Source organism: Kitasatospora sp. NPDC127111 (genome assembly GCF_042677465.1).
Classification (GTDB): domain Bacteria; phylum Actinomycetota; class Actinomycetes; order Streptomycetales; family Streptomycetaceae; genus Kitasatospora.
Window position 1 is genome coordinate 129866 of sequence record NZ_JBHXTG010000012.1, and the last position, 25302, is coordinate 155167.

General features: G+C 74.1%; 20 protein-coding genes, 1 rRNA gene and 4 pseudogenes. 8 read left to right on the forward strand and 17 right to left on the reverse strand.

All coding sequences use genetic code 11. The features are described from left to right. Position 1 precedes the first annotated feature (1 nt). From ACFVHB_RS11045 to ACFVHB_RS11065, 5 genes are all read right to left on the reverse strand, one after another. Complete coding sequence (locus ACFVHB_RS11045) at positions 2–2230, reverse strand: ATP-binding cassette domain-containing protein (RefSeq protein ID WP_380318545.1); 2229 nt, start codon at positions 2228–2230, stop codon at positions 2–4. Further along, on the reverse strand, positions 2227–4689 hold the full coding sequence (locus ACFVHB_RS11050) for an ATP-binding cassette domain-containing protein (protein WP_380318548.1): 2463 nt from the start codon (positions 4687–4689) through the stop codon (positions 2227–2229). The genes ACFVHB_RS11045 and ACFVHB_RS11050 overlap by 4 nt, the downstream gene beginning before the upstream one ends. Continuing rightward, complete coding sequence (locus ACFVHB_RS11055) at positions 4686–5666, reverse strand: biotin/lipoyl-containing protein (RefSeq protein ID WP_380318551.1); 981 nt, start codon at positions 5664–5666, stop codon at positions 4686–4688. The genes ACFVHB_RS11050 and ACFVHB_RS11055 overlap by 4 nt, the downstream gene beginning before the upstream one ends. Continuing rightward, positions 5663–6916, reverse strand: coding sequence for a cytochrome P450 (locus ACFVHB_RS11060; RefSeq protein ID WP_380318554.1), 1254 nt, complete (start codon positions 6914–6916; stop codon positions 5663–5665). Before ACFVHB_RS11060 ends, ACFVHB_RS11055 begins: the two co-directional genes overlap by 4 nt. A gap of 194 nt (positions 6917–7110) precedes the next feature. Continuing rightward, the gene (locus tag ACFVHB_RS11065; RefSeq protein ID WP_380318557.1) at positions 7111–7278 is read right to left on the reverse strand and encodes a thiocillin family RiPP; all 168 of its coding nucleotides are present in this window, start codon (positions 7276–7278) and stop codon (positions 7111–7113) included. Positions 7279–7542: 264 nt separating this feature from the next. Between ACFVHB_RS11065 and ACFVHB_RS11070 the strand changes: the two genes are divergently transcribed. The 5 genes from ACFVHB_RS11070 (at position 7543) to ACFVHB_RS11090 (ending at position 11169) form a co-directional block, all read left to right on the forward strand. Continuing rightward, positions 7543–8583 (forward strand): ABC transporter ATP-binding protein, encoded by a 1041-nt coding sequence (locus ACFVHB_RS11070; protein WP_380318560.1) that lies wholly within the window; start codon positions 7543–7545, stop codon positions 8581–8583. Next, positions 8580–9410, forward strand: a complete 831-nt coding sequence (locus tag ACFVHB_RS11075; protein WP_380318563.1) for an ABC transporter permease — start codon at positions 8580–8582, stop codon at positions 9408–9410. The genes ACFVHB_RS11070 and ACFVHB_RS11075 overlap by 4 nt, the downstream gene beginning before the upstream one ends. A 210-nt stretch (positions 9411–9620) precedes the next feature. Next, positions 9621–9845 (forward strand): hypothetical protein, encoded by a 225-nt coding sequence (locus tag ACFVHB_RS11080; RefSeq protein ID WP_380318566.1) that lies wholly within the window; start codon positions 9621–9623, stop codon positions 9843–9845. After that, positions 9842–10312, forward strand: coding sequence for an SsgA family sporulation/cell division regulator (locus ACFVHB_RS11085; RefSeq protein ID WP_380318569.1), 471 nt, complete (start codon positions 9842–9844; stop codon positions 10310–10312). The genes ACFVHB_RS11080 and ACFVHB_RS11085 overlap by 4 nt, the downstream gene beginning before the upstream one ends. A gap of 167 nt (positions 10313–10479) precedes the next feature. After that, on the forward strand, positions 10480–11169 hold the full coding sequence (locus tag ACFVHB_RS11090) for a helix-turn-helix domain-containing protein (protein ID WP_380318572.1): 690 nt from the start codon (positions 10480–10482) through the stop codon (positions 11167–11169). 106 nt (positions 11170–11275) lie between these two features. Here the strand turns inward: ACFVHB_RS11090 and ACFVHB_RS11095 are convergent, their stop codons facing one another. Further along, positions 11276–11668, reverse strand: coding sequence for a VOC family protein (locus ACFVHB_RS11095; protein WP_380318575.1), 393 nt, complete (start codon positions 11666–11668; stop codon positions 11276–11278). Between the two features lie 265 nt (positions 11669–11933). Between ACFVHB_RS11095 and ACFVHB_RS11100 the strand changes: the two genes are divergently transcribed. After that, positions 11934–14063 carry a SpoIIE family protein phosphatase gene (locus ACFVHB_RS11100; RefSeq protein WP_380318577.1) on the forward strand — a complete coding sequence of 710 codons (2130 nt, stop codon included), beginning with the start codon at positions 11934–11936 and terminating at the stop codon, positions 14061–14063. A gap of 53 nt (positions 14064–14116) precedes the next feature. Here the strand turns inward: ACFVHB_RS11100 and ACFVHB_RS11105 are convergent, their stop codons facing one another. The 3 genes and pseudogenes from ACFVHB_RS11105 to ACFVHB_RS11115 form a co-directional block, all read right to left on the reverse strand. Then, the gene (locus ACFVHB_RS11105; protein WP_380318627.1) at positions 14117–15217 is read right to left on the reverse strand and encodes a chitinase; all 1101 of its coding nucleotides are present in this window, start codon (positions 15215–15217) and stop codon (positions 14117–14119) included. A gap of 42 nt (positions 15218–15259) precedes the next feature. After that, a pseudogene (locus tag ACFVHB_RS11110) lies at positions 15260–15907 on the reverse strand (carbohydrate binding domain-containing protein); the annotation flags it as partial. Positions 15908–16097: 190 nt separating this feature from the next. Beyond that, a pseudogene (locus ACFVHB_RS11115) lies at positions 16098–16490 on the reverse strand (flavodoxin family protein); the annotation flags it as partial. Positions 16491–16711: 221 nt separating this feature from the next. Between ACFVHB_RS11115 and ACFVHB_RS11120 the strand changes: the two are divergent. Further along, positions 16712–16858: pseudogene (locus ACFVHB_RS11120) on the forward strand (transposase); the annotation flags it as partial. Positions 16859–16896: 38 nt separating this feature from the next. Here the strand turns inward: ACFVHB_RS11120 and ACFVHB_RS11125 are convergent. Then, the gene (locus ACFVHB_RS11125; protein WP_380318580.1) at positions 16897–17952 is read right to left on the reverse strand and encodes an SMP-30/gluconolactonase/LRE family protein; all 1056 of its coding nucleotides are present in this window, start codon (positions 17950–17952) and stop codon (positions 16897–16899) included. Positions 17953–18057: 105 nt separating this feature from the next. Then, on the reverse strand, positions 18058–18270 hold the full coding sequence (locus ACFVHB_RS11130; protein ID WP_380318583.1) for a hypothetical protein: 213 nt from the start codon (positions 18268–18270) through the stop codon (positions 18058–18060). A gap of 132 nt (positions 18271–18402) precedes the next feature. Here ACFVHB_RS11130 and ACFVHB_RS11135 point away from each other — a divergent pair, with 132 nt between their 5' ends. Further along, positions 18403–18855 (forward strand): winged helix-turn-helix transcriptional regulator, encoded by a 453-nt coding sequence (locus tag ACFVHB_RS11135; protein ID WP_380318586.1) that lies wholly within the window; start codon positions 18403–18405, stop codon positions 18853–18855. A 392-nt stretch (positions 18856–19247) separates the two neighbouring features. Here ACFVHB_RS11135 and ACFVHB_RS11140 read toward each other — a convergent pair whose 3' ends face one another. From ACFVHB_RS11140 to rrf, 6 genes and pseudogenes are all read right to left on the reverse strand, one after another. After that, the gene (locus ACFVHB_RS11140) at positions 19248–19964 is read right to left on the reverse strand and encodes a flavodoxin family protein (protein ID WP_380318590.1); all 717 of its coding nucleotides are present in this window, start codon (positions 19962–19964) and stop codon (positions 19248–19250) included. Positions 19965–20175: 211 nt separating this feature from the next. Continuing rightward, a pseudogene (locus tag ACFVHB_RS11145) lies at positions 20176–20457 on the reverse strand (flavodoxin family protein); the annotation flags it as partial. Positions 20458–20615: 158 nt separating this feature from the next. Continuing rightward, positions 20616–21344: a DUF5995 family protein gene (locus ACFVHB_RS11150; RefSeq protein ID WP_380318593.1), complete on the reverse strand. Its 729-nt coding sequence runs from the start codon at positions 21342–21344 to the stop codon at positions 20616–20618. A 231-nt stretch (positions 21345–21575) separates the two neighbouring features. Continuing rightward, positions 21576–23240 carry a peptide-N4-asparagine amidase gene (locus tag ACFVHB_RS11155; RefSeq protein ID WP_380318596.1) on the reverse strand — a complete coding sequence of 555 codons (1665 nt, stop codon included), beginning with the start codon at positions 23238–23240 and terminating at the stop codon, positions 21576–21578. 247 nt (positions 23241–23487) lie between these two features. Next, the gene (locus ACFVHB_RS11160) at positions 23488–24924 is read right to left on the reverse strand and encodes a glyceraldehyde-3-phosphate dehydrogenase (protein ID WP_380318599.1); all 1437 of its coding nucleotides are present in this window, start codon (positions 24922–24924) and stop codon (positions 23488–23490) included. Positions 24925–25215: 291 nt separating this feature from the next. Beyond that, positions 25216–25302, reverse strand: a 5S ribosomal RNA gene (gene rrf, locus ACFVHB_RS11165); the annotation flags it as partial.

Genomic DNA, 25302 nt, shown 5'->3' on the forward strand with positions numbered 1-25302 from the left:
CTCACATCTCCTGGAGTCGGGCGAGTCGGGTGAACAGCGGGTCGTGGCCGAGCAGTTCGTCGTAGCTGCCGGAGGCGGTGACGCGGCCGCCGGAGAGCACGTGGATCCGGTCGGCGGTGCGGATGGTGCTGAGCCGGTGGGCGATCACGATCCGGGTGGTGTCGAGGCCGGCGACGGCCTCGGCGACCTTCCGCTGGGTCGCGTTGTCCAGGGCCGAGGTGGCCTCGTCCAGCAGCAGGACGGCCGGTTCGCGGACCAGGGCGCGGGCCAGCAGCAGCCGTTGCACCTGCCCGCCGGAGAAGCCCTGGGCGTCCTCGCCGACCCGGGTGCCGAGGCCGAGCGGCAGGCGTCGCAACTCGGAGGCGATTCCGGCGAGTTCGGCGGCCTGCCAGATCCGTTCCTCGGTGACGTCGGGGTCGGCGCCGGAGAGGTTCTCCAGCAGGGAGCCGCGCAGCATGCGGCCGTGCTGGAGGACGGCGCCGAGCCGCCGGCGGACCAACCGGGCGTCCAGCGTGGCGAGATCGCGCCCGTCGTAGCGGACGGCGCCGGACTCCGGCTGCTCGAAGCCGAGCAGCAGCCGGACCAGCGTGGACTTCCCGGCCCCGGACGGGCCCACCACCGCGACCAGTTGTCCGGGCGCGGCGTGCAGCGACACCCCGTCCAGGGCGGGCGCGGCGGTGCCGGGGTAGCGGAAGGTCACCCCGTCCAGGGCCACCTCGCCGCCCAACTCGCCGGGGTCGACGAGTGGTTGTGCGCCGTCGCCGGCCGCCGGGGAGTCGGCCGGCCGGGTCTCGGCCAGGATCGGCCGGATCCGGTCGAGCACGGGCGCGATCCCGTACGCGCTGGCCGCGGCGTGGGTGACCTGGCCGAGCGCCATCGCGACCTGCCCGGCCGCCACCCCGGCGGCCACCAGGTGACCGGACGGGGTCGCGCCGTCCGCCGTCGCCGCCGCCAACAGGACCGCCAGCAGCAGCGGTTGGAGGGAGGCGGTGAGGGCGGCGGCGGCTCCGTCGGCCCGCTGGGCGGCGGCGTCGGCCCGCTTCTGGGCGGCGAACGGCACCGCCCAGCGGGCGAAGGCCTGGACCTCCCGGCCGGCCGTCTGGATCTTGTCGATGCCGAGCAGCAGCCCGTACAGCAGGCCGTTCAGCCGCCCGTGCAGTTCGAACACCTCGGTCTCGTGGCGCTGGCGGCGGCGGCCGAGCAGGAGCAGCAGCCCGGTCACCACCAGCACGGTGAGCAGCAGCAGCCCACCGAGCCGGGCGTCCACCAGCAGCAGGACGGTCAGGCCGGAGGTGGCGAACACCGCCCCGAGGACGGCGCTGACCAGCACCTCGGAGAGCGCCTGCCGGGCCTGGGCGACGGCGTTGGCGCGGTGCACCAGGTCACCGGTGGAGTAGTCGCGGAAGAAGCGGGCGTCGTGACCGAGCAGACGGTCCCAGACGGCCGGTTCCAGCGCGCCCTGCACCCGGCCGGTGAGCCGGACGGCGGCGGTGTTGCGGACGATCACCAGCAGCCAGGAGGCGAGCACCGCCGACCCCAGTAGCAGGGTCAGCCAGCGCAGCGGGTGCCGGTCGGCGGCCAGCAGGTTCGGCAGCAGCACGCCGGTGCTGAGCGGCACCAGCAGGCCGAGCAGGGCCGCGGCCAGGCCGGCCGCGGTGAGCCGGCCAAGGTCGCGCCGGGCGCCGGGGACCCGGAGCACGAAGCGGGCCAGATCGGCTGGACCCAACTCCCCCTCGGGCAGGGGGAGGTAGAGCAGCAGGGCCCGGGTCTCCAGCGGGGTGTCCCGGCGGCCGCCGGACGGTTGCGCCGGGTCGTGGCGGCGGTGGCCGCCGGCCGGGCGCGGCACCAGGGCGACCGGGCGGCCGTCGTCCACCGCGAAGCCGACCATCGGTCCGGCCGTGCCGCGGGGGTCGCCGTGCCCGTCCGGACCGGTGGGCAGCGTGACCGTCCGGTGCCGCACCCCGGCGCACCGCAGCAGCGCGGTCAGCGGGTCACGGGCGTTCCGGACGGCGGGCGGGAGCGGGCCCGGTCCGCGGTCCACCACCCCGAGCGCCGCGAGCACGGCGTGCGCCCGCTCGGCCGGGTGCGGCGCCGCCGCCGGCCGGGCCACAGGCCGCCCGGGGTGCAGCGCGCCGAGGGCGGCGGCGAGGGCGGAACGGTTGGCCTCGGCGGTGTCCGCGAGCGCCGCCCGGCCGGCGGCCGCCCGGGGCCCGGTCGCCGCGGTGGTCATGAGCTCTCCTCCTTCACGGTCGGTGCGGCCTTCCCCGCTGGTGCGGGGCCCGCCGCCGGTACGGCGTTCACGGTCGGCGCCACGCTCGCGGACGGTGCCGCGCTCGCAGCCGACGCCGGGTCCACGCTCGGCGACCGGTCCGCGCCCGGCGCCGGGTCCACACCAGACGCCGGATCCGCGCCCGGCGCCGTGCCCCGGTCCGCCAGCAGCGTGCGGTACGGGCCGGGTACGGCGGCCAGGTCCGCCGGGGTGCCCTGCTGGACGATCCGGCCGCCCTCCAGCACCACCACCCGGTCGGCGGCCTGGATGGTGCTCAGCCGGTGGGCCAGCACCAGGCAGGCCGCACCGCGCCGGCGGAGGTGCTCGTTGACGGCCGCCTCGGTGTGCGCGTCCAGCGCCGCGGTGGCCTCGTCCAGCACCAGCAGGACCGGGTCGAGCGCCAGCGCCCGGGCCAGTTCCAGCCGTTGGCGCTCGCCGCCGGAGAGGTTGCGGGCGTCCTCCTCGATCCGGCCCGCGTCCGGGCCGCCGCGCCGGGCGACCAGGTCGGCGGCCTCGGCGTCGGCGAGCGCGCGCCGCAGCCCGTCCTCGTCCGCCGCCGGGTTCCAGAGCGTGAGGTTCTCCCGGAAGGTGCCCTCGAAGAGCCGCAACTGCTGTTCCACGTAGGCCACCTGGCCGGTCACCACGGCCCGGTGCCAGTCCTCGCGCGGCCGGCCGTCCAGCAGCACCTCGCCCGTCCAGGGGCGCAGCACGCCGGCCGCGAGCCTGGCCACGGTGGACTTGCCGCTGCCGCTGCCGCCCACCACGGCGACCCACTCGCCGGGTCGCACCCGCAGCGAGATCCCCTCGATGGTGGCCGGGCGGTTCGGGTCGTAGCCGAACGCGACGTCGCGCAGCTCCAGTTCGCCCCGCAGCCGGTCGTCGGCGCCCGGAGCGGGAGCGTCCAGGACCGGGGTCAGGTACGGGTCGGGCTCGGCCGTCTCGACATCCTCCAGCAGCGCGTTCTGCGCCCGGGCGGTGGTGAACTCCGATCCGGCGGCGACCAGTTGTCCGACCGGCTGGAGAAAGCCGTTCATCAGCAGCAGGAAGGCGAGCAGCGTGCCGGTCGTGATCGAGCCGCCGATCAGCAGCGCGGTCCCGGCCACCACGACGGCCGCGCCGGCCGCCGAGTTGAGCGCGCCGGGCAGCGAGAGCGGCACGATGACGGCCTCGGTCACCCGCTGGCCGGTCTCCATCGCCCGGGCCTGCCAGCCCGCCCAGGAGCGGAAGAAGGAGTCCTCGGCGCCCTCGGCCTTCAGCGTCTCGATCGCCGACACCCCGGCGAAGGCGACGCCGTCCCGCTTGTACTGCTCGGCGTGCAGCCGGTGCACCAACCCGCCGCGCCGCCGGTCGGCGACCCGCAGCGCCAGCACGTCCAGCAGGGCGACCGCCACCGGGATCGCGGCCAGCCGGGGTTCGAGCCGGCACAGGGCCGCCAGGTGCACGGCTGCCCCGGCGGCCGCGGCGGCGGCGCCGGCCGTGCGGTGCGAGAGCAGCATGGCCAGGCCGTCGTTCATCTGCACCCGGGTGACCAGCCCGCCGAGCTGCCGCCGGTGGAAGAAGGCACCGGGCAGCCGCAGCAGCCGCCAGAGGAAGCCGGCCGAGGCGCGGGCCGCCATGGCCTCCAGCACCCGGTTGACCAGGTTCTGCTGGAGCCAGGTGCCGAGCAGGACGGTGGCGGCGACCCCGGCGGCGGTGAGCGTCAGCGGCACCGCCCAGTCGGTCGTCCCGGACAGCACCACCGAACCGAGGTAGGCGCGCAGCAGGAACGCGGCGGCCACCCCGGGGACGGCGAGCAGCACCGCGAGCAGGACGGCGAGCAGCAGCGGTCCGGCGAACGGCCGCATCCGCCCGGCCAGCGCGCGCAGCAGCGGGAGTCGCCGGCCGCCGGCGACGAAGTCCGGCCCGGGCTCGAAGCCGACCGCGATCCCGGCGAAGGAGTCCCAGAACTCCGCCGGGGTCGCCGAATAGCCGCCCAGCGAGGGGTCGTTGATCCGGACCCGGCCGCGCCGGACGCCCTCGAAGACCGCGAAGTGCGGCCCGGTGACCAGCACCATCGACGGCACCTGCAACCGGTCGAGGCCGAGCAGTCGGCCCTCGCCGCGGACCACCCGCCGCCCGCGCGCCACCAGCCCGTACCGGCCGGCGGCCCGCGCGACGGTGGCCGCGCTCACGCCGTCCCGGCTGACCCCGCAGGCGCGCGAGGCCTCGTGCAGCGTCACCCGCCGCCCGAAGGCGCCCAGCACCACGGCGAGGCAGGCCGCCCCGCAGTCCTGTTCCTCCATCTGCGGCACGACGGGCGTGCGGAGGTAGCGGCGCCGCCGCTTCACCGGGGGCGGCAACTCGCGGGCGCGGGAGTCCCCCCGGGCCCGGTCGGGCGTCGTCGGCGACGCGGAAGCGGTCTCCCGGACGTCGAGGCTCATCGCCTGCCCCCCGTCCCGAACACGGCCTGGTACGGGTGCCGGGCCCCCAGGTCGACGGCGGCCGGGACCGGCACCGGGCCGGTCAACTCCCCCGCCGGGGAGGGCAGGTCGGCGTACGCCGTCCAGACCGGGGCGGCGCCGGCCGGCAGCCCCGGCAGCGGGACGGGGAAGGTCCCGTCGAGCGAGTCGGCCCGAACGGGCAGCGGCTCCACCGCGGTGATCACGGCGCGCACCGTGCCCACGCCGGGCACCGGCACCAGGACGGCCCGCCCGGGTACCAGCTGCCCGGCGTCCTTCAGCGTGGTGGCGAACAGCCGCACGGTGGCGGGCTGCCGGCTCGCGTCCAGCGCCGCGAGCCCGGCGCCGGGGGCCAGCTCTGCGCCCGGCGTGGCCAACAGCGCGCTCACCGTGCCGTCGGCCGGGGCAGGGACGGTGACCTCGGCGCCGTCCGGCGTGCGCAGCAGCGCCACCGGCTGGCCCTCGGCCACCGGCTGGCCGGCCGCGACCCGGTAGCCGAGCAGCGCGCCCGCGCGGTCGGCGCGGACCGTCTCGGGGGCGCTGCCGTGCGCCAGGACCGCCGGCAGGGTGAGGGTGGACGGCAGCGTGCCGAACACCACCCAGCCGGTCCCGGCGCCGACCGCGAGGGCCAGCGCGCTGGCGGCGGCCCAGAGCCGGGCGCCGACCAGCCGCACCGGGCGGTCCAGCCCCGGTTCCAGCACGGCGGCGGCCCGGGCGGCGGCCACCGCGGTGGCCCCGGCGGCAGCCCCGGCGGCGGTCGGCCCGGCGGCGCTCGCCCCGGCGGCGGGGCTCGGCGGGGCGGGCGTGGGTGCGGCAGGCGGTCCGGCGGGGGCCGCCGGCGCGACGACGGCTGCCGACGCCTCCGGCACCACGGCCACCGACCCGCCCCCGCCGCCCGCGCCGCCGCCACCGGCCGTCCGCCGGCGGTCGCGCCGCTTCCTCGTCGTCGTCCCGCTCATGACCGCCCCACCCCCGCCAGCTCCTCCGTCCGCAGCGGGCACCGCACCGGCAGCTCCCGCATCCCGCCGAACACGAACTGGGTGCTCCACGGCACCGTCGCCTCCGTCAGCGGAGTGCTCAGCTCCCGGTGCTCCCCCGCCGCCGCCAGCCCGCGCAGCACCGCCGCGCCGGCCGTCATCGAGAGCGGGGCGCCCAGGCAGTGGTGCGGACCGTGGCCGAACGCGAGGTGGCGCAGCTCGGCCCGGTCCGGGTCGAAGCGGTCCGGGTCGGCGAAGCGCCGCGGGTCACGGTTGGCGGCCGCGTAGAGCAGCAACACGACCCGCCCGGCCGGGATGACGGTGCCCCCCACCGCGACGTCGCGGGTGAGGGCGCGGGCGCTGGCCCGGACCGGGCTGCCGAGCCGCTGCGCCTCGTCGAACACCGCCTCGGCGCAACCGGGTTCGGCCCGGAGCCGTTCGGCGAGGCCCGGTGTGCGGAGCAACTGCCAGACGGCGACGGCCAGTCCGGAGGTGAGCGTCTCCAGCCCGTTGGCCAGCAGCATCACCACGAAGGCGAGCAGGTCCTCGTCGTCCAGGCGCCCCTCGGCGCGGGCGACGGTGAGCCGGCTGATCAGGTCGTCGCCGGGGTCGGCGGCGCGTGCCGCGCACAGCTCCTCGACGTAGTCGCGGAACTGCTCGAACCCTGCATCGAGTTCGGCGATCCGCGGGTCGTCGACCCGGTCACCGAAGTCGTCCAGCAGGGCCCGGCCCACCAGGCCGGCCCAGCCGGTGACGCGCTCCTGCTCGGAGTCGGGGATGTCGAGCACGGCGCACGAGACGGCGACCGGCAGCGGTACGGCCAGGTCGGCCACCACATCGAACGAGCCCGCGGCGAGCAGGGGTTGGAGTAGCCGGTCGGCGGTGGCCCCGATCCGCCCGCGCATCTGCTCCAGCCGCCGGGCGCTGAACGCCGTGGTGGCGAGCCGCTTGAGCCGGGTGTGGTCGGCGCCGTCCCGCATCGGCAGCATCCGGCCGACGGTCCGGGCGAGCGCGGTGGATCCGCCCCGGGGCAGGCCGACGGAGCTCGCGTCGACGCTGGTGCCGGGGTGGGTGAGGACGGTGATGATCTCGGTGAAGCCGGAGACCACGTGGACCCGGCCGAGGTCCAGGACGGGCGCCTCGGCCAGCAGCCGGCGGTAGAGCGCGGGTGGGTCCGAAAACGCGGCGGGCTGCTGGATGAACCGCGTCAGCTCGTGCCGGAGGCTCTCCATGGCCCGGCTCTCCTTCTGCTGCTCGGAACTCCCCGGCCGGGGCCGGGAACTGTCGGTGGTGCGGCGAGGTCAGGGGGGGCGGCGAGGTTCGGGGCGGGGCCGCCGAACAGGGTGCGGCCGCCGAACGCGGGTGCCGAACGCGGGTGCCGCGGTGACCCCGCCCGTCGAGGCGGACCCACCGCGGCACAGGCCCGTTACTCCGCCGCGGTCTCGGCGGCCTTGTTGGAGATCGAGCTGAAGCTCGACACCGGGCAGGCCGCGCAGCCCAGCGAGCTGACGCTGACGCCGGCGCCGTTGACGTCATCCAGCTCCTCGATCTCGATGTCGAACTGCTCGTTCTCGACGTTCTTGTTCTCGGCCATGACGGTGTCCCTTCGGGTGTGGGCGCCGGCCCCGGCGGGGCTGGTCACCACGGTCGCCTCGGCTTTCCGGTTTGCCTTTTCTCCGGCTCGCTTCCGGCGATGGGAAAACTATGCGCCGGGCGACCGAGCGCCGCCCAGTAGGGGATGTCAGCAATTCCCCTCTGCAAAATGACACACCCACCCACATGACCTTTTACATATGCTCTGACCTGCGGAGTTTCGCCTTCTTGCATTGACCGGCCGACGCCCGTCACGCTGTCTCCCATGACACTCGAAAAGGGCCCGGACATTTCCGGGGAACTCGCCGTGGAAGTCCGCGGACTGCGCCGGAGCTACGGCGATCACGAGGCCGTCCGCGGCGTGTCCTTCACCGTCGCCCGCGGTGAACTGTTCGCCCTGCTGGGCACCAACGGGGCCGGCAAGACCACCACCCTGGAGGTGCTGGAGGGGTACCGCCCCCCGAGCACGGGCACCGTCCGGGTCCTCGGCCTGGACCCGTACGCCGAGGGCGTGGCGGTCCGCCGCCGGACCGGGGTGATGCTCCAGGAGGGCGGCTTCTTCAAGGAGCTGACGGTGCGGGAGACCGTCGACACCTGGTGCTCGTTCACCACCGGCGCACGGCCGGCCGGCGAGGCGCTGGAACTGGTCGGCCTGACCGGCCGGTCCGGCACCCGGGTCGGACAGCTGTCCGGCGGTGAACGGCGGCGCCTGGACCTGGCGTTGGCCGTCCTGCACACCCCCGAGCTGCTGTTCCTGGACGAGCCGACGACCGGCATGGACCCGGAGGCGCGACGGACGACCTGGCAGCTGGTCCGGGAGCTGCGCTCGGCCGGCACCACCGTCCTGTTGACCACCCACTACCTGGAGGAGGCGCAGCAGTTGGCCGACCGGGTGGCCATCATGGACCGGGGTCGGCTGGCCGCCACCGGCACCGTCGCCCAGGTGCTGGCCGGCCACGGCACCCGGATCACCCTGCCCCTCCCGCCCGGCATCCGTGCCGGCCAACTCCCGCTGGTGCTGGGCGAGTCGGCGCGGGTCGAGAACGGCACCGCGGTGTACACGGTGGACCGGACCGGCCCCGCACTGGCCGTGCTGCACGGCTGGGCCGCGGACCTCGGCGTCGAGCTGGACGGCATCGAGGCCCGCAGCGCCTCCCTGGAGGACGTCTTCCTCGGCCTCGCGGAGCGCACCGCGGCCGAGGCCGGCGCCCCCTCGCGGGCCGCCGCCGACCCGACCCCCACCGACCGGAACCTCGCCGACCCGACCCCCACCGACCCGACTCCCGCGAAGGCGGCCGCCCGATGACCGACCTCCGGCGCCCCCTCGCCTGGCCCGGCTACGCCCGCGCCCAGTTCCGGCTGTCCTGGACGGTGTTCTGGCGCAATCGGCGCTCCACCTTCGTCGGCTTCCTGCTCCCCGTCCTGCTCGACCTCGCCATCGCGACCCCGTTGCGCGGCAAGGAGCTCGGCGGCGTGGACGCGGCGGCCTACACCACCCTCGGCTTCGTCGGGTTCGCGCTGGTCACGGCGTTCATCAACCTGCTGAACGGGATCGTGGCCCGCCGGGACGACCTCGTCCTCAAGCGGCTGCGCGGCACCGAGGTCCCGCCGAGCGCCGTCCTCGCCGGCCAGTTCGGCGCGGCCGGGGCCGTGCTGCTGCTCCAGGTGCTGCTGCTCGGCGCCCTCGCCGTCCTCTGGTTCGACGCCCCGCTGCCCGCCGACCCGCTGCTGGCGCTGGTGGTCCTCGGCACCGGGTTCCTGCTCTTCGCGCTGCTCGCCGCCGCGCTCTCCGGCCTCACCCCGGGCGCCGAGGCGGCGCCGATGGTGGCGACGCCGGTGCTGCTGCTGTCGATGTTCGCCGGCGGCGTCGCCGCGCCGATCGGCTCGCTGCCCGACTGGTTGCAGACGCCGGCGCACGCGCTCCCGCTGACGCCCGTGGTCGAGGCGCTCCGCACCGCCTGGTTCGGCCGCGCGTTCGGCGCCGAGTCCTGGTCCGGGCCGCCGCCGGCCGCGCTCGGCCTGCTCGACACCTGGGCGCACGCGGCCCCGGGCCTGCTCCTGCTCGCCGCGTGGACGGCCGCCGCGGCCGCGCTCACCCGCCGGCTCTTCCGCTGGGAGCCCCGCCACGTCTGACCCGGCAATCCGTCGACCCGGTGCTCGGTCGACCCGGTGATCCGTCGACCCGGCTGCTCCGCCCCCTCACCACAGCCCGCACCGCCGCCTCCGCCGCAGCCTCTGCGGCGGCCCGCACGACGACCGACCGCACACCCCGGGGAACGGGGTGCTGCGGCGGGTCGCGGAACGGGGGTGTTGCCGCAGCTCTCCCCGCTCGTTGTTCCGGATATGAGCTCCGACTTCCGGGCCCTCGGCGGCGCCCTTGATGAAACGATTCTGCAGGAAGCGATCCGGCACGAATCCCCGATCTTCGCCCACCTCGCACTGCTGTGGCGCGACGCCGGCCGGATGGTCCCCGGCCGGCCCGACCAGGAGTGGCGCCACCTGACCGAACCCCCGCAGCTGTTCCGCCAGGGCCGCGGCGGCACCGAGCAGACCGGGGAGCAGGCGTGACCCACCCGGAGACCCCGCGCGTGCCCGACCAGCGCACGCCCGCCGAGATCTGCGCCATGCCGCTGGAGCTGCAGGCCGTGGTCTGCCCCGGCCTCAGCGTCTCGGTCGCCGCCTGCCTGCGCTACGAGCTCGCGGAGCCCTACGCGGTGTACCTGGACAACCACGTCGACCTGGACGAGCCGATCACCTGGGTGTTCGCCCGCGACCTGCTCGCCGCCGGCGTGGACGCCTGGGCGGGCATGGGGGACGTGTCCGTCCACCCGGGTGTCGGGGCGAGTGCCGGGACCGTCTTCATCGCCCTCGGCGGCGAGAACGGCACCGTCGTCCTCCGCGCCGAGGCCGCGCTGGTGAGGGCGTTCCTCGCCGCCACCGAGCGGATCGTGCCGTTCGGCTCGGAGCCCCGTCACCTCGACCTGGACGCGCTGCTGCTCCGCCTGTTCGAGGAGCCGCCGGAGCCGGGCCGATGACCACCGGACCGAGGACCACCGCCCGGAGGGTCACGGGACCGATGACCACCGCCCCGAGGGCCCCTGGGATCGCGGGGGTCCCAGCGGCTCCCGGGCGCCGGCCGGAACGGGGCCGCGTCCGGGCCCGGGGCCCCTCGGCGGCGCCGCGTGCGGCATGCTGGGCGGCGATGTACGCAGAAGTCGACGCGCCCGAAGCCGGCGGAGTGCTCTGGACGAGCACCCCCGCCGCCCCCGGGCCGCAGCGGATCCTCCCGGACGGCTGCCTCGACCTGATCTGGACCGGCGGCGAGCTGCTCATCGCCGGCCCGGACACCGCGGCGGTCCTGATCGAGACCGGGCCGCAGCGGCGGACCGCCGTCGGTCTGCGGTTCTCCCCCGGCACCGGGCCGGTCGTCCTCGGCGTCCCCGCCCACGAACTGCGGGACCGCCGCGTCCCGCTCGCCGCACTGTGGCCGGGCGCCGACGTCCGGCGGCTCACCGAGCGGGTGGCGGACGCCGACGCGCCCGGCCGGCTGCTGCGCGAACTGGCCGCGGGCCGGCTCGACGCCCCCGGCCCGGTCGCGCCCGACCCGATCGTGCCCGCGGTGCTCGCCGGGCTCGCCGCGGGCGAGCCGGTCGCCGTCTGCGCGGCGCGCGCCGGGTACAGCGAGCGCCAGTTGCACCGGCGCTGCCAGGCCTCGTTCGGCTACGGACTGAAGACGCTCGCCCGCATCCTGCGGATGAACCGGTCCGTCGGGCTGGCCCGGGCGGGCCGCCCCTTCGCCGAGATCGCGGCCACCCTCGGCTACGCCGACCAGGCCCACCTGAGCCGCGAGGTCAGGGCCCTGGCCGGCGTGCCGCTGAGCGCGCTCACGTGAGCACCGGGCGAGCGAGGACCCGCCGACGAGCGAGCACGCGACGAGCAGGCGCACGCCGGGCGAGCGCACGCCGCGTGCACGCGACGAGCGGGCGAGCCGGGCGCCCTCAGTCCAAGGGGCTGAACAGGTCCACCGGGTTGCCGTCCGGGTCCTGGAGCTGCGCGTAGCGCTGGCCCCAGAAGGCGTCCCAGGGCTCCAGGCGGCTCCGGTGGCCGAGCCCGACCATCCGCGCGTACTCCTCGTCGACCTCCGCCGGACCGTCGCAGCGCAGCGCGAGCCCCATCCGGGCCCCGCCGGACGGCGGTGTCCACCCAGGGTCGAAACCGCGGACCACGTCCGCCCGGTCCCAGGCCAGCCGGAGACCGCCCGGCAGGACCACCTCCACGTGCGGCTCCCGGTCGGCGTCCGCGGGGATCGCGAGGCCGAGGTCACGGTAGAAGGCCAGTGCGCGCCCCATGTCGGCGACGACCAGCCCGATCAGGTCGATGTGCATTCCCATGCCCGCACGGTAGGTCCGGCCGGACCACGGGATCTTGAAGGAATCGGACACACCCGACGCCGCACCGCGCGAGCCTCCGAGCCCCGCCCCGCACCGCCCCCACGCCCCGCCTCCGCCACCGCCCCACCCCCGCCCGCCCCCGCCCGCGCCGACCTGCCGGGCGTGCCCCGAGGGAGGACCATGGATGGACCGAACCCGTCCGCCGGCCCCGCGCCGCGGGCCGCACGCGCGGGGCCTTCGGCTCTCGCCGGGAGGAGGGCTGGGGATGAGCGCGACCGAGGCGGGCCAGGCCGGCCCGGATCCGCCACGACCGGCCCGGCTGCTGCCCGGCGGCCTGCTGGAGCTGCTCGGCGTGGCGGCCGTGGTGCTGGACTCCGAGGGGCGGATCGCGCTGTGGAGCCCGCAGGCGGAGAAACTGTTCGGCTGGAGCTCCGAGGAGGCGCTCGGCCGGTACGCGGCGCAGCTGCTGGTCTCCGAGGAGCACTTCACGCTCGTCCTGGAACTGTTCGCCACGGTGATGTCCGGCGGCGAGAGCTGGGCCGGGGTGTTCCCGGTCCGGCACAAGGACGGCTCGACCCGCCTGGTGGAGTTCCGCAACATGCGGCTGCAGGACCAGGACGGCGCCGCCTACGCGCTCGGGATCGCCGCCGACGAGGCGGTCGTGCGCGGGCTGGAGCGCGATCTCGCGCTGTCCTCCCGGCTGGTCGCCCAGTCCCCGATCGGCCTGGCGGTGCTGGACACCCGGTTGCGCTACATCCTGATCAACCCGGCGCTGGAACGCATCAACGGCCTGCCCGCCCGGCAGCACCTCGGCCGGACCGTCCGCGAGACGCTGCCGTTCCTGGACGTCGGCGCGATCGAGGCGGCGATGCGGCAGGTCCTGGCCGACGGCACGCCGCTGCTGGACCGGTTCACCACCGGGCGCACCCCCGCCGACCCGGAGGCCGACCACGCCTGGCTGGTCTCCTACTACCGGCTGGACGACCCGGGCGGGCGGGCGCTCGGCGTCGCGCTGTCCGTGGTGGACGTCACCGAGCAGCACCGCGCCGACCAGCAGGCCGCCCAGGCCCGCCACCGGCTCGCGGTGATCGCCCGGGCGTCCGCGCGGATCGGCACCACCCTCGACCTGGACCGGACCGCCCGCGAACTCGCCGACACCGTGGTGCCGGACCTCGCGGACATCGCGGCCGTCGACATCCTGGACGCCGCCCTCGCCGCGCGCACCGCCCGGCTGACCCCGACCGGCCCGGCGGTCTTCCGGGCCCTGGCGGTCCAGGCCGCCTACCCCACCGAGGCCGAGGCCGCGGCCGACCCGGTCGGCGAGATCACCCGCTACGAGGCCGACCGGCTGGTCACCCGCTGCGTGGCCACCGGCCGGCCGGTCCACCTCCCCCAGGTGCGCCCCGAGGACCTGCCCCGGATCGCCCGCGACGCGCGGGCGGCCGCCGTCCTCGCCCGCGCCGGTCTCCACTCGTACCTGGCCGTGCCGCTCATCGCACGCGGCGAGGTGCTCGGCGCGCTCGACCTCAAACGGGCCCGCAACCCGCTGCCCTTCGACGCCGACGACCTGCTGCTCGCCGAGGAGCTCGCCGCCCGCGCCGCCGTCTGCATCGACAACGCCCGCTGGTACCAGACCCAGTTGGAGGCCGCGACCACCCTGCAGCGCCACCTGCTGCCGCGCACCCCGCCGCACCTGCCCGGTCTGACCGTCGCCGTCCGCTACGAGCCCGCCGGCACCCCGGGACACGCCGGCGGTGACTGGTTCGACGTCATCCCCCTGACCACCGGCACCACCGCGCTGGTGGTCGGCGACGTCATGGGCCACGGCCTCACCGCCGCCGCCACCATGGGCCAACTCCGCACCGCCGCCCGCACGCTGGCCCGCCTGGGCCTGGACCCCGCCGACATCCTGCGCCACCTCGACCAGCTCACCTGCGACCTGGAGGAGACCATCGCCACCTGCGTCTGCGCCGTCCACGACCCCGGCACCGGAAGGTGCGCGATCGCCCTGGCCGGCCACCTGCCGCCGGTCCTGGACCGGCCCGGCCACCGCCCCTTCCTGCTCGACCTGCCACCCGGCGCCCCGCTGGGCACCGGCGGGCTGGTCCCCTTCACCACCACCCGCCTGCCGCTCCCGGTCGGCGACCGGCTCGTCCTCTACACCGACGGCCTGGTGGAGCGCCGCGACCAGCCGCTGGACCGCCGCCTCGACGCCCTGCTCGACGTCCTCTCCGGCCCCCGGATCGGCCTCGAAGCCACCTGCGACCACCTCCTCGCCGCCCTTCCCACGGCCGGCGGCAACGACGACGTCGCCCTCCTCATCGCCGAGGCCGCGGAGAACACCGGAGCCGCCGAAGCCGCCGAGGCCGCGGAGAACGCCGGAGCCACCGGGTGAGCCACCGGGGCCGCCGTTCGGGCGGCCCCGGCGCGCGGGGAGTCAACGGGAGGTCAACGACCTTGGAGGGACTTGACGTTGTCGCCGAAGGTCCAGCCCTTCGAGCCGTCCCAGTTGACCGACCACGTCATGAGCCCCTTCAGCGAACCACCGAAGGCGTTCCACGCCTGGCCGACCAGGCTGGGCGCCATGTGGCCACCGCCCGCGCCGGGCTGGGCCGGCAGGCCGGGCACCTGCTTGTCGTAGGGCACCTTCACGGTGGTGCCCTGGATGGTCAGGCCGTTGTTCAGGCAGGTGGTCTGCGCGGTGAAGCCCTGCACGGTACCGGCCTGGTAGGAGTCGCCGGAGCAGCCGTACATGCTGCCGTTGTAGTACTGCATGTTCAGCCACCACAGCTGCCCGTTGTCGGCGTACTTCTTGATGATCGGCAGGTAGGCGCCCCAGATCGACCCGTAGGTGACGCTCCCGCCGGTGACGTACGCGGTTTCGGGGGCCATCGTCAGACCGAAGCCCGCGGGCATCTGGGCCAGCACGCCGTCGATGATGCGCATCAGGTTGGCCTGGGAGGCGGACAGCGTGGTGATGTTGCCGCTGCCGGACAGGCCGGTCTCGATGTCGATGTCGATCCCGTCGAAGTTGTACGTCTTGAGGATCGGCACGACGGTCGCCACGAACCGGTCGGCGACGGCGCCGGAGCTCAGGTCGATGCCCGCGGCGGCGCCACCGATCGACATCAGGATCGTCGCCCCGGCCGCCTTGGCCTGGCACATCTCGGCGGGGGTCGCGACCTTGACGTTGGCGTCCATGCCGTCCTGCCACAGGACGGTGCCGTCCGAGAGGATCACCGGGAAGGCGGCGTTGATGACGTTGTAGCCGTGCGCGGCGATCCGGCCGTCCGTGATGGGGACCCATCCCATGCCGGGGTGGACGCCGTTCGCGGCGCCGTCCCAGTTCTCCCAGTAGCCCTGCAGGACCTTGCCCGACGGCTTGGGCTTCGTGGGGCAGCTGGCGCCCGGCGGCGTGGTGCTCGGCGGCGACGAAGTGGGCGGCGTCGTGGGCGGCGTCGTGGTGGGCGGGGCGGTGGTCGGCGGGGCGGTGGTCGGCGTGGTGACGGTCGGTGTGGGGCTGCTGCCGCCGGGGCCGGTGAGTGACACGTCGTCCGCGTGGTACGCGGGCTGCCCGTACCAGCCGTGCAGGTAGACGGTCACCGAGGTGGTGTTCGGCCCGGTGGTGAAGCCGACGCTGAGCTGGCCGTACGACGGGCTGTTCGGCGTCCAGGTGGACGGGGCACCGGTGATACCGGTGCCGGTGACGCCCAGGTAGACGTAGCTGCCCTGCACGTAGGCGCTCAGCGTGTACGGGGAGTTGGGCTGCACGCTGATGGTCTGGGTGCACTGGGCGTTGTCCAGGCCGGTCGGTGTGGCCTTCAGCGCGGAGGCCCCGGAGTGGACCGGACTGCTGACGGCCGCGCCGGAACCACCGGAGCAGGTCCAGTCGGAAAGTCCGTTCTCGAAGCCGGAGTTGACCACCAGGTTGGTGGCGGCGGCCCCGGCCGTGACGGACCCGGCCACGGCGAGGCCGGCACCGATGACGGCGGCGGCGCTCGCCCCGGCGAGGGAGCGCCGCAGGACGGTCGGCCCGCGCTCGGCACGGCCGGTCCGGCTCGCGTGCGGTGCGCGTGCCACGGCCGCCCGCTGCGGGCGGGGAGCCCGGCGCGGCTCGCCCCCGTTCTGCGCACTCCCGGCCTGCGCGCCCCCGGCCTGCGCGCCCTCGGGGCGGCCGGGGTCCGGACAAGGGCGGAATTCACCCGGCAGACGTGGGATGCGCGACCTCCGACGGAACATGCTGTGCTCCCTTCCCGCCGAGCGCCATGGACATGATCAGCGCGTGGGGGCGTGACGCCCGGCTCTGGGTGAGGTGGGGACATGTGGGGCTGTGCCGGACGGGATCGTAGGAGGGGCGGCAGGGCGCGTCAATAGGTCTGGACCAATAGCGGAGGACGTGTGCCGGCGCGGGCCGCGCGGCGCTTCCGGGTCAGCGGTGCTCGGGGTTCTCGAAGTCGAAGCGGCAGCCGGCGTCCCACTCGGAGCGCTGGTTGCCGTGGGCGGGGATGCCGCCGGCGTCCTTGAGCAGGCGGGCCAGGTGGAGCAGGTTCCAGGTCATGGAGGTGGCGTTGCGGTTGGTGAAGTCGTTCTCCGGCCCGCCCGAGCCCTCGTCGAGATAGGACGGCCCGGGGCCGGCCTCGCCCACCCAGCCGGCGTCGGCCTGCGGCGGGATGGTGTAGCCGAGGTGCTGGAGGCTGTAGAGCACGTTCATCGCGCAGTGCTTGGCGCCGTCCTCGTTGCCGGTGATCAGGCAGCCGCCGACCCGGCCGTAGTAGGCGTACTGGCCTTCGGAGTTGAGGATCGAGGTGCACGCCGCCTGGCGCCGCGCGACGACTCCGCGACCGTCACCGCCCAGCAGCTGCGCGAACTGGTCCAACGCCTGATCGACGCCGGGCAGCGGCGGGCCGAGGACCCGGATGTGGTGGTTGTCGCGGACGCCGGATGACCATCACCGAGACCCGCCTCTACGAACTCGTAACACGATCTTGGTGATCGTTGCCGGTGGGGCGTGACCGATGTGACGATTCGTCCGTTCGTGATGGAGTGAGCAACAAGCCGTGGATCGGGGACGACGAGCTGTGGGCCCGGATCGAGCCGCTGCTGCCGGCCTGGCCGGAGCGGTCGCCGGGCCCTCGCCCGGTAGATGACCGGCGTTGCCTGCAGGGCATCCTGTTCGTGCTCTACACCGGCAGCCCGCGCCGCGCGCGTCGGGCGTCCCCGACCGGGCCTCAGCGCAGCGGCAGGCTCTCGATGGTGAAGGCCGGGCTGGTCAGCGGTTCGCCGTAGAGGTAGGTGTCCATCTGGGAGTTGGTCACCAGCAGCCGGCCCCCGCTCACGGCGACGCCGGTGGTGGTATCGGCGCCTGGGAAGGTGCGTTCGGAGACGACGACTGCCCGGGTGCTCCCGGCGGACAGTCGCAGTTCGGTGACCTCGTTGTTCACCGAACGCGCGACGTACAGGGTGTTTCCTTGCCGGACGATGCCGTCGGCGCTGGGCAGCGGCGGTGCGTCGATCCTGCGGACACCGCCGGTGGTGAGGTCGAGCCGGTAGAGGGCGCCGCTGTACCAGTAGCCGATGATCAGCGACGTGCCGTCGGGGGCGGTGGTGATGCCGTTGCCGTTGGACTGGCCGGCCACGTAGTCCGGCAGGTGGTAGGCCACCCGCAGGGTCCGGTGGGCGCCGGTGGCGGGGCCGTCCACCTCGGCGGCCGGAATCCGGTAGACCACGGCGCGCAGCGAGTCGGTGATGTAGACGTCCCCGTTGGGGGCCACGGCCGCGTCGTTGACGAGGGTCTGTTCGCCGGTATCAGGGACGGTGTAGGCCGCGACGAGCCTCCCGGAAGTGCTGTAGACGAAGAAGCGCCCGGTGAACGCGCCGGCGACCAGCAGGCGGTTGCCGGTGATCTTGATGCCGGTGGCCTGGGTGCGGCCGTCCTGGCCGGCCGGCAGGAAGGGTTCGAGCGTGGTCGCCCCGGGGCGTCCCCGGTAGACGGTGCCGTCGCCGATGCTGCTGGCGTAGACGAAGTGGCGGTCGGCCGCCACGCTTTCGGGGAACGCGCGGCTGCCGTCGAGGGTGATCGCCTGGGCGCCGTTCCCGCCCTGGGAGGCGTGGGCGGGGGCGGGGCCACCGGGGGTGGCGGCGGTCGCGGGAAGCGTGAACGCGGTCAGGGCCGCGGAGGTGGCGGTAAGGGTGACGAGCGCGCGCCGCCCCATGACGCGGACGGTCCTACGGGCGGACGCGGCGCGGGTGGACGCGGTGTGCGGGGGAACGGTGCGGGAGGACATGGTCGGCAACTTTCCGGGTGATGGCAGGGGCGTACACGGTCATGGAACGAGGGGTGAGCGCCTCGCGGCGGTCCGGGCGCGACGGCCGCGGGGGCGAGCGGACGGTCAGCGCAGCGCGGCGGCGATGGCGTCGGACAGGGCAGTGGCCGGCCGGCCGATCAGGCGGCTGAGGTCGCCGGATCCCGTGTACAGCTCGCCGCGGCTCATCCCGAGGTCGGCGTCGGCGAGGACGTGCGCGGCCGGGACTCCGCGCCGCAGCAGCGCCTCGACGGTGAGCCTGCCCAACTGGCCTGAGGCTCCGGTGACGACGATGGACATGAGATCGCCCCTTCCTGCCGCGAACTCTCCTCGCGGCGTGACGAACCCCAGATTGACCTGCTCACTCTCCATCGGTAAGTAGCCACTTGCTGGTAAGGTGACCACCTACGGGAAAGTATCGAGGTGAGTGGCATGGCGACCGCCGAGAATGTGACGGAGCCCATGGCGTCCTGGGACCCGTACACGCGCGGCTGCCCCTCGCGCGACCTGCTCGACCAGATCGGCAGCAAGTGGGCGGTGCTCGTGCTGGGCGAACTCGGCAAGCACGGAGCCTGCCGGTTCACCCAGTTGCGGCAGCGGCTGGCCGGAGTGAGCGAGAAGATGCTCACCCAGACGCTGCGCACGCTCGAACGCGACGGACTGGTCCGGCGGACCGTGTATCCCGAAGTGCCGCCCCACGTCGAGTACGACCTGACCCCCCTCGGCCAGACACTGCGAGGACCACTGCGCGTACTCACCCAGTGGTCGGTGGAGCACGTCGGCGAAGTCCTCGCCGCACGCCAGGAGTACGACGTCCGCGCCGAGGGCGCCGCCGGAGTCCCGCGCCCTACGGCCGCACCCACGCCGCGCAAGTCGCCGACGTGACCAGCTCCCGGCCCGAGCTCCTGGCGAGTACACGACGTGGTGTGCCCCCACGACCGCCGGCTGCATCGACAACCAGGCGGGCATCCAGTGGACCGCGACCGACGCGTGGGTACCGGTGAAGACGCCCGCCGCACCGGAAGTCGTCCGCGGCAACAACATCAACTCCACCAACGACATCGTCACCCCATACCAGTGACACCGGCGTTGACTTCGGCCACGGCACCGAGAACTCGACGCTGTCCGGCAGCACCGTCACGCAAACCGCCGCCAACGGCGTCACCATCGGCGAGGCGGACGACTACCACCAGTCGTCGACGGCTCTGATGACGGGAGCTGTCACTGCTGTCGAAGCGACACCCGTCGCGCCGATTCCGGGAATTCGGCGCGACGGATCAGCGGTGTTCGGGGTTCTCGAAATCGAAGCGGCAGCCGGCGTCCCACTCGGAGCGCTGGTTGCCGTGGGCCGGGATGCCTCCGGCGTCCTTGAGCATCCGCGCCAGGTGCAGTTGGTTCCATGTCATGAACGTGGTGTTCCGGTTGGTGAAGTCGTTCTCCGGCCCACCAGACCCGGGGTCGAGGTAGGACGGCCCCGGCCCCGCCTCCCCCACCCAACCCGCGTCCGCCTGCGGCGGGATCGCGTACCCCAGGTGCTGGAGGCTGTAGAGCACGTTCATCGCGCAGTGCTTCGCCCCGTCCTCGTTCCCCGTGATCAGGCAGCCGCCCACACGTCCGTAATAGGCATACTGACCACGTTCGTTGAGGATCGAGGAGCACGCGTACAACCGCTCGATGATCTTCTTCATGACAGAAGAGTTATCTCCCAGCCACACAGGCCCCGCTAGAGTCAGGATGTCTGCGGCCATCACCTGCGAGTAGACCACCGGCCACTCGTCCGTCTCCCACCCGTGCTCCGTCATGTCCGGCCACACACCCGTAGCGATGTCGATGTCCACCGCCCTGAGCACCTCGACCTGCACGCCCTGGCGCTCCATGATCCCGGTGCTGATGTCGATCAGCCCCTGCGTGTGGCTCCGCTCAGGCGAACGCTTCAAGCTGCAATTGATCACCAGGGCGCGAAGATCGCGGTAAAGCGTGCTGGCGTCGGTCATCGATGTGTCCCCTTGCGGACGAGGTGGGTGGTGAGCCGGTCAAGCACACCCTGCTGCCGACGTCGACAACGCCCCCGCTTGGTCCGGCCGAAGATCCCGTCTACTGTCTCGCCTCGTCGGATGGAAGGACCGGGCGCCGCGCCAACGGCCGCGGAGTCGGCCGCCCGATCACCCGCATGGCCCCGCACCGATGACATGTATCCCCGACTCAGATCGGGCCGGCCAGGACGAGGATGTCGGCGGCCATCACCTGGCTGTAGAGGACCGGCCAGTCGTCCGTCTCCCAGCCGTGCTCGGTCATGTCGGGCCACACGCCGGTGGCGATGTCGTGGTCGACCGCCCGGAGGACGTCGACCTGGACGCCCTGGCGCTGCATGATGCCGGTGCTGACGTCGATCAGGCCCTGGGTGTGGCTGCGTTCGGGTGACCGCTTGAGGGTGCAGTTGAGCACCAGGGCGCGCAGGTCGTCGTGACGGCGGGGCGGGGTGGACATCGGCGGGGTCTTTCGACGGGCGGTGGCGCGGGCGGGTCGTCCACCAGTCCACCCGGCCCGCCCGGCCGCCGCCCGCCGGGCTGGGCCGACCGCCTGACCGGCGCCGTCCTCACCGCCGCCCTGCCACCCCTCCCCGCCGCCCCGCCGCCGGCGGTCCGTCAGGCGGAGCCGTCGGGCTGCTCGACCGGCGGGAGGACGGGGGTGACGAGCATCCGGCCGGCCAGCGCGGTGCTGGTGGTGACGGCGGTGAGGGTGGCGTCGAACAGCGGGCGCAGGTTGCGCTGGTGCCAGAGGGTCTGGATGGTGGCCCACGCACCGTCGCGGGCGCGGGCGATGGAGAAGCTGGCGACGATGTGCTCGAGCGGCTCGGCGGCCCGGGTGCCGACCCTGATGATCTCCGCCTCGAAGGAGGCCCGGACCTCGGCCTCGGCCTGCGCGAGCAGCTCGTTCACCTTGAGGTAGTCGGCGTGGACGGGCGGCGTGTCCGGGGTGGTGCGGCGTTCGATGCAGGTGGTCACCACGGCGAGCGGGAGGTCGTGGGCGAGGTGGGCGTTCATCCCGGCGAAGGCGAACTGGACCGGCCAGACCACCCGGTCGTCCCGGGCCTCGAACAGCGGCTGCCAGGCCTGGTTCACCGGGCGGCCGGCCTCGGCGGCGCCCAGCGCGTCGAAGGAGAGGTTCGCGAAGACCACGTCCAGCCGCTCGACGAAGTCGTGGTCGTGGAAGTAGCCGGCGACCAGCCGCTCGCCGACGAGTTCGGTGACCCGCAGGTACATCCGGTTGAAGCAGGCGACGCCGTCGCGCGGGTCCAACCGGTCCTTGATCGCCCGCATCCGCTCGACGACCTCCGCGACGCTCTGCGCGGCCCTGGTCTGCGAATGGGTCATGGCGTCCCCTTCCGAGGCGTTTGGGGTGGGGCCGTCCGGCCCGACTGCCACGTATCCACACACGCCCCACGCCGACACGCCCGGCGCCGTCCCGGACACACCGCCGCCGGTCACCCGAACCGCCCTGCCCAGCCGGCCCGCCGTCCGCCCCCTCCCCACACCCGCCGGACGACCGGAGCCGGCCCCCGCCCCGGCGGTGACCGGCTCCGACTCACGGCCTTGTCCGGCTCGCTAGCCCACCGGCCAGCCGTCCACCGTCGTGATGCCACGGTGGTACGGCCCCTCCGGGCCGGTGCTGCGGTAGTCCTCGACCGAGCCGCCGGTGCGGACGGTGGTGTCGCCGTCGTGCCGGTGCGCGGTCGGGCGCAGCGTGTGGTCGACGGTCGCGCGGTCGGTGACCCGGGCCCCGACGGCGGTGGTCGCCTCGCGGTGGTAGCCGAGGTCCATGGCCGTCCGCTGATCGCTGTTCCCCGCCGCGTCGTGCGTGACGCGGTAGCTCACGTCCAGCGGCGCGCCCTCGCGCACGGTGCTGGTGCGGCGCGGGCCGGAGCCCCAGGTGACGGTGGTCCGGGTCAGGTCGGTGCGGTCGTGCAGGGTCAGGTCGTTGCCGCTGTCCCGCAACTGCTGGGCGGAGCCGAAGACGAGGTCGTCGCGGACCTCGGTGGTGACCCGCCCGTGCGAGGTCTGCACCCAGCCGCGGGCCAGGTCGTGCCGGCTCGCGGTGACGTTCCAGTCCCCGCTGCCGCCGCCGTGGTCCGCCAGAACGGTCCCGACCGCCGCCTCGGGGGCGACCCGGTACTCGGTGAGCTGCCCGGTGGTGCGGGCGGCGCCGTGGTCCACCTCGGCGAACAGGTTGACCTGCCCGGTCCACAGGTCGTTGGCCTGCGCCTCGGCGGCGTTCACGGTGAGGCCGACGGCGTGCGGGCGACCGTCCAGCAGCAGGCCGACGTAGGGCGTCAGGTCGATCCGGTAGGCGGGCAGGTCGAACGCGAAGATCCCGGGGGTGGGCCGCCACAGCAGCGGGTCCCAGCCACCGGTGTAGATCACCGGGTACGGCCAGACCGCACCGGCCACCCGCCCGTCGATGCTGAGCCGCAGCTCGCGGAACGGCCCCTTGCCGCACGCCCCGATCCCGGGATTGCCGCGGACGAAGTCGTCGGGCGCGGAGGCGTACGCGAACTCCTCGCAGGCCCCGCCGCCGCGCGTGTACACCTCGGCGGTCAACCGCTCCAGGTTCGGCGGGAAGGCCAGCTCGCGCGCGGCCGCCGGCGCCGCCTGGGTGAGCCCGAACGGCCCGGTGGTGAGCACCCGGTCGGCCGTCCGGGCGGCCGGCCAGCGCGTCGAGGTGGTGAAGAAGGTGAGGCTCGCGGAGATCCGGAACACGCCCGTGTACGTGGCGTCGGTGACGTTGGCGAGGTCGAAGGAGAACGGCTGCGCCCCGCCCGCGAACAGCGGCGCGTACCGGGTGACGTCCCGCTCGACGGACCACTCGATCCCGTCCTTGGACGGCTCGGGCGTGGAGGAGAGCAGCACCTGCACCCCGCCGACCCGCACGCTGAACAGCCGGTCGAACTGCCGCCCGGCCACCTGCCCGTGCAGGTCCAGCACCACCGCCGACCACGGCCCGGCGCACTCCGCCGGCGGCGCGACGGTCGCGGAGTACGGCGTGTCCGGCGGATTCCCGTACCCGTCCCGGAACGGCTGGTCGTGCATCACCTCGACGGTGCACGACCGGGTGTCCGGCCGGCTGAGCGGCTTCGCCGCACTGAACGGATCGTGGTAGTCGGTCCCGAAGTCGGCCTGCGCCGGCCCGGCGGCCGCCACCGCCCCGGCGAGCGCGAGCACGAAAGCGCCGGCCACCCGACCGGCTCGACGGATCAGCGTACGGACAGCCAACGGTGCCCCTCTCCTCAGCCTCCTCAGCCCGGACGGACGATCCCGGCCGGAACGGCCCCGGCATCCTCCCGACACTGGCATGCCACCGTCAAGACGCCGCCCGCGAACGCCGTGACCCCGCGCCACCGCGCCGGGCGCGAAACGGCGGTGGGGCGGCAACCGGAAACCGGTTGCCGCCCCACCGTGCGTTCAGGTCCCGCGGGTCAGAACCTCTCGGTCCCGCACCGCCGGGTCGGAGCCCCTCGGATCAGACCGCCGGGGCCGGGTAGGTCGGGTACTCGACGCCCGAGACGTACTGGACGACCCGGATGACCTGGCAGGAGTAGCCGAACTCGTTGTCGTACCACAGGTAGAGGATGGCGTTGTCGCCCTCGACCTTGGTGGCGCCGGCGTCGACGATCGAGGCGTGACGCGAGCCGATGAAGTCGCTCGACACCGCGTCGGGGGCGTTGGTGAAGTCGATCTGGCGACGCAGCGGCGAGGTCAGCGAGACGTCGCGCAGGTAGTCGAGGACGTCCTCGCGGGTGGTCTCCTGCGCGAGCTGCAGGTTGAGGATCGCGATCGAGACGTCCGGGACCGGAACGCGGATCGAGCTGCCGGTGATCTTCGCCTTGAGGTCCGGCAGCGCCTTCGCCACGGCGGAGGCGGCACCGGTCTCGGTGATGACCATGTTCAGCGGTGCCGAACGGCCGCGACGCTCCGACTTGTGGTAGTTGTCCAGCAGGTTCTGGTCGTTGGTGAACGAGTGGACGGTCTCCACGTGGCCGCGGAGCACGCCGTACCGGTCCTCCATCGCCTTCAGCGGCGGGACGATGGCGTTGGTGGTGCAGGAGGCGCAGGACAGGATCTGCTCGTCCGGCTTGATGGTGTCGTGGTTGACACCGTGGACGATGTTCGGGACGTCGCCCTTGCCCGGCGCGGTCAGGACGACCTTCTCGACACCGGGGCGCAGGTGCTTGGACAGACCCTCGCGGTCACGCCACTTGCCGGTGTTGTCGATGAGGATGGCGTCCTTGATGCCGTACGCCGTGTAGTCGACCTCGGACGGGTCGTTGGCGTAGATCACCTTGATCGCGTTGCCGTTGGCGATGATCGTGCTGTTCGCCTCGTCAACGGTGATCGTGCCCTGGAACTGACCGTGGATGGAGTCGCGACGCAGCAGCGAGGCGCGCTTCACGATGTCCTGGTCGCCGCCCTGGCGCACGACGATGGCCCGCAGCCGCAGGCCGCCGGACTTCTCGATCAGCAGACGGGCGACCAGGCGGCCGATCCGGCCGAAGCCGTAGAGGACGACGTCCCGCGAGTCACGGCGCTCGATCTTGTTGGCACCGGTCGCGCCGGCCACCGCCTGCGCGGTGAACTCCTCCACCGACAGGCCGCGGTCGTCCGCCGCGTAGGTGGCGGCGAGCATGCCGATGTCGATCTGCGAGGGACCGAGGTCCAGCGTGGTGAGCGCCTGCAGGAAGGGCAGCGTCTCGGTGACCGAGAGCTCCTCGCCGGCGATCTGGCGGGCGAACCGGTGGGTCTTCAGGATGCTGACCACCGACTTGTTCACCAGGGAACGGCTGTGCAGCAGGACGGTGACGTCCCGCTCCCGGTGCAGTCGGCCGATGACCGGGATCATCGACTCCGCGATCTCCTCGCGGTTCTTCCAGTCCGTGAACACGTCGTCGTTGACAGTCACAAGTCCATCTTTCGAGCTAGGGAGGGTGCCGCCATCCTAGCTTTCGGCCGCGTCGGTGATTCACGCGGACCCCCTCTGAGCACGGCCTTCCCCCCACCGTGCCCCCGCTTACCGGCCCGCAAATCCCTTGGCAGAGCCGCCTGGTGGGGCTTGCGCGGCCGGCGCCGACGGGCCGAACGTGAAGTTCGCCACCCTGCTCCGCAACGCTCGCCGACGGCCTGCGGGATCGGGGTGCCGCCGAAAAGCGAAAAGACCCCCTCCCGAAGGGAAGGGGGTCTTTTCGGAATGATTGTTCGGCGGCGTCCTACTCTCCCACAGGGTCCCCCCTGCAGTACCATCGGCGCTGTGAGGCTTAGCTTCCGGGTTCGGAATGTAACC

Bases quoted from the DNA above. Each gene is read 5' to 3' on its own strand.
- ACFVHB_RS11130 (WP_380318583.1), bottom strand. From the start codon at position 18,270: ATGTCCATCGTCGTCACCGGAGCCTCAGGCCAGTTGGGCAGGCTCACC.
- ACFVHB_RS11080 (WP_380318566.1), top strand. From the start codon at position 9,621: ATGAGCTCCGACTTCCGGGCCCTCGGCGGCGCCCTTGATGAAACGATT.
- ACFVHB_RS11095 (WP_380318575.1), bottom strand. From the start codon at position 11,668: ATGGGAATGCACATCGACCTGATCGGGCTGGTCGTCGCCGACATGGGG.
- ACFVHB_RS11070 (WP_380318560.1), top strand. From the start codon at position 7,543: ATGACACTCGAAAAGGGCCCGGACATTTCCGGGGAACTCGCCGTGGAA.
- ACFVHB_RS11045 (WP_380318545.1), bottom strand. From the start codon at position 2,230: ATGACCACCGCGGCGACCGGGCCCCGGGCGGCCGCCGGCCGGGCGGCG.
- ACFVHB_RS11055 (WP_380318551.1), bottom strand. From the start codon at position 5,666: ATGAGCGGGACGACGACGAGGAAGCGGCGCGACCGCCGGCGGACGGCC.
- ACFVHB_RS11060 (WP_380318554.1), bottom strand. From the start codon at position 6,916: ATGGAGAGCCTCCGGCACGAGCTGACGCGGTTCATCCAGCAGCCCGCC.
- ACFVHB_RS11135 (WP_380318586.1), top strand. From the start codon at position 18,403: ATGGCGACCGCCGAGAATGTGACGGAGCCCATGGCGTCCTGGGACCCG.
- ACFVHB_RS11140 (WP_380318590.1), bottom strand. From the start codon at position 19,964: ATGACCGACGCCAGCACGCTTTACCGCGATCTTCGCGCCCTGGTGATC.
- ACFVHB_RS11125 (WP_380318580.1), bottom strand. From the start codon at position 17,952: ATGTCCTCCCGCACCGTTCCCCCGCACACCGCGTCCACCCGCGCCGCG.
- ACFVHB_RS11050 (WP_380318548.1), bottom strand. From the start codon at position 4,689: ATGAGCCTCGACGTCCGGGAGACCGCTTCCGCGTCGCCGACGACGCCC.
- ACFVHB_RS11150 (WP_380318593.1), bottom strand. From the start codon at position 21,344: ATGACCCATTCGCAGACCAGGGCCGCGCAGAGCGTCGCGGAGGTCGTC.
- ACFVHB_RS11075 (WP_380318563.1), top strand. From the start codon at position 8,580: ATGACCGACCTCCGGCGCCCCCTCGCCTGGCCCGGCTACGCCCGCGCC.
- ACFVHB_RS11065 (WP_380318557.1), bottom strand. From the start codon at position 7,278: ATGGCCGAGAACAAGAACGTCGAGAACGAGCAGTTCGACATCGAGATC.
- ACFVHB_RS11100 (WP_380318577.1), top strand. From the start codon at position 11,934: ATGAGCGCGACCGAGGCGGGCCAGGCCGGCCCGGATCCGCCACGACCG.
- ACFVHB_RS11090 (WP_380318572.1), top strand. From the start codon at position 10,480: ATGTACGCAGAAGTCGACGCGCCCGAAGCCGGCGGAGTGCTCTGGACG.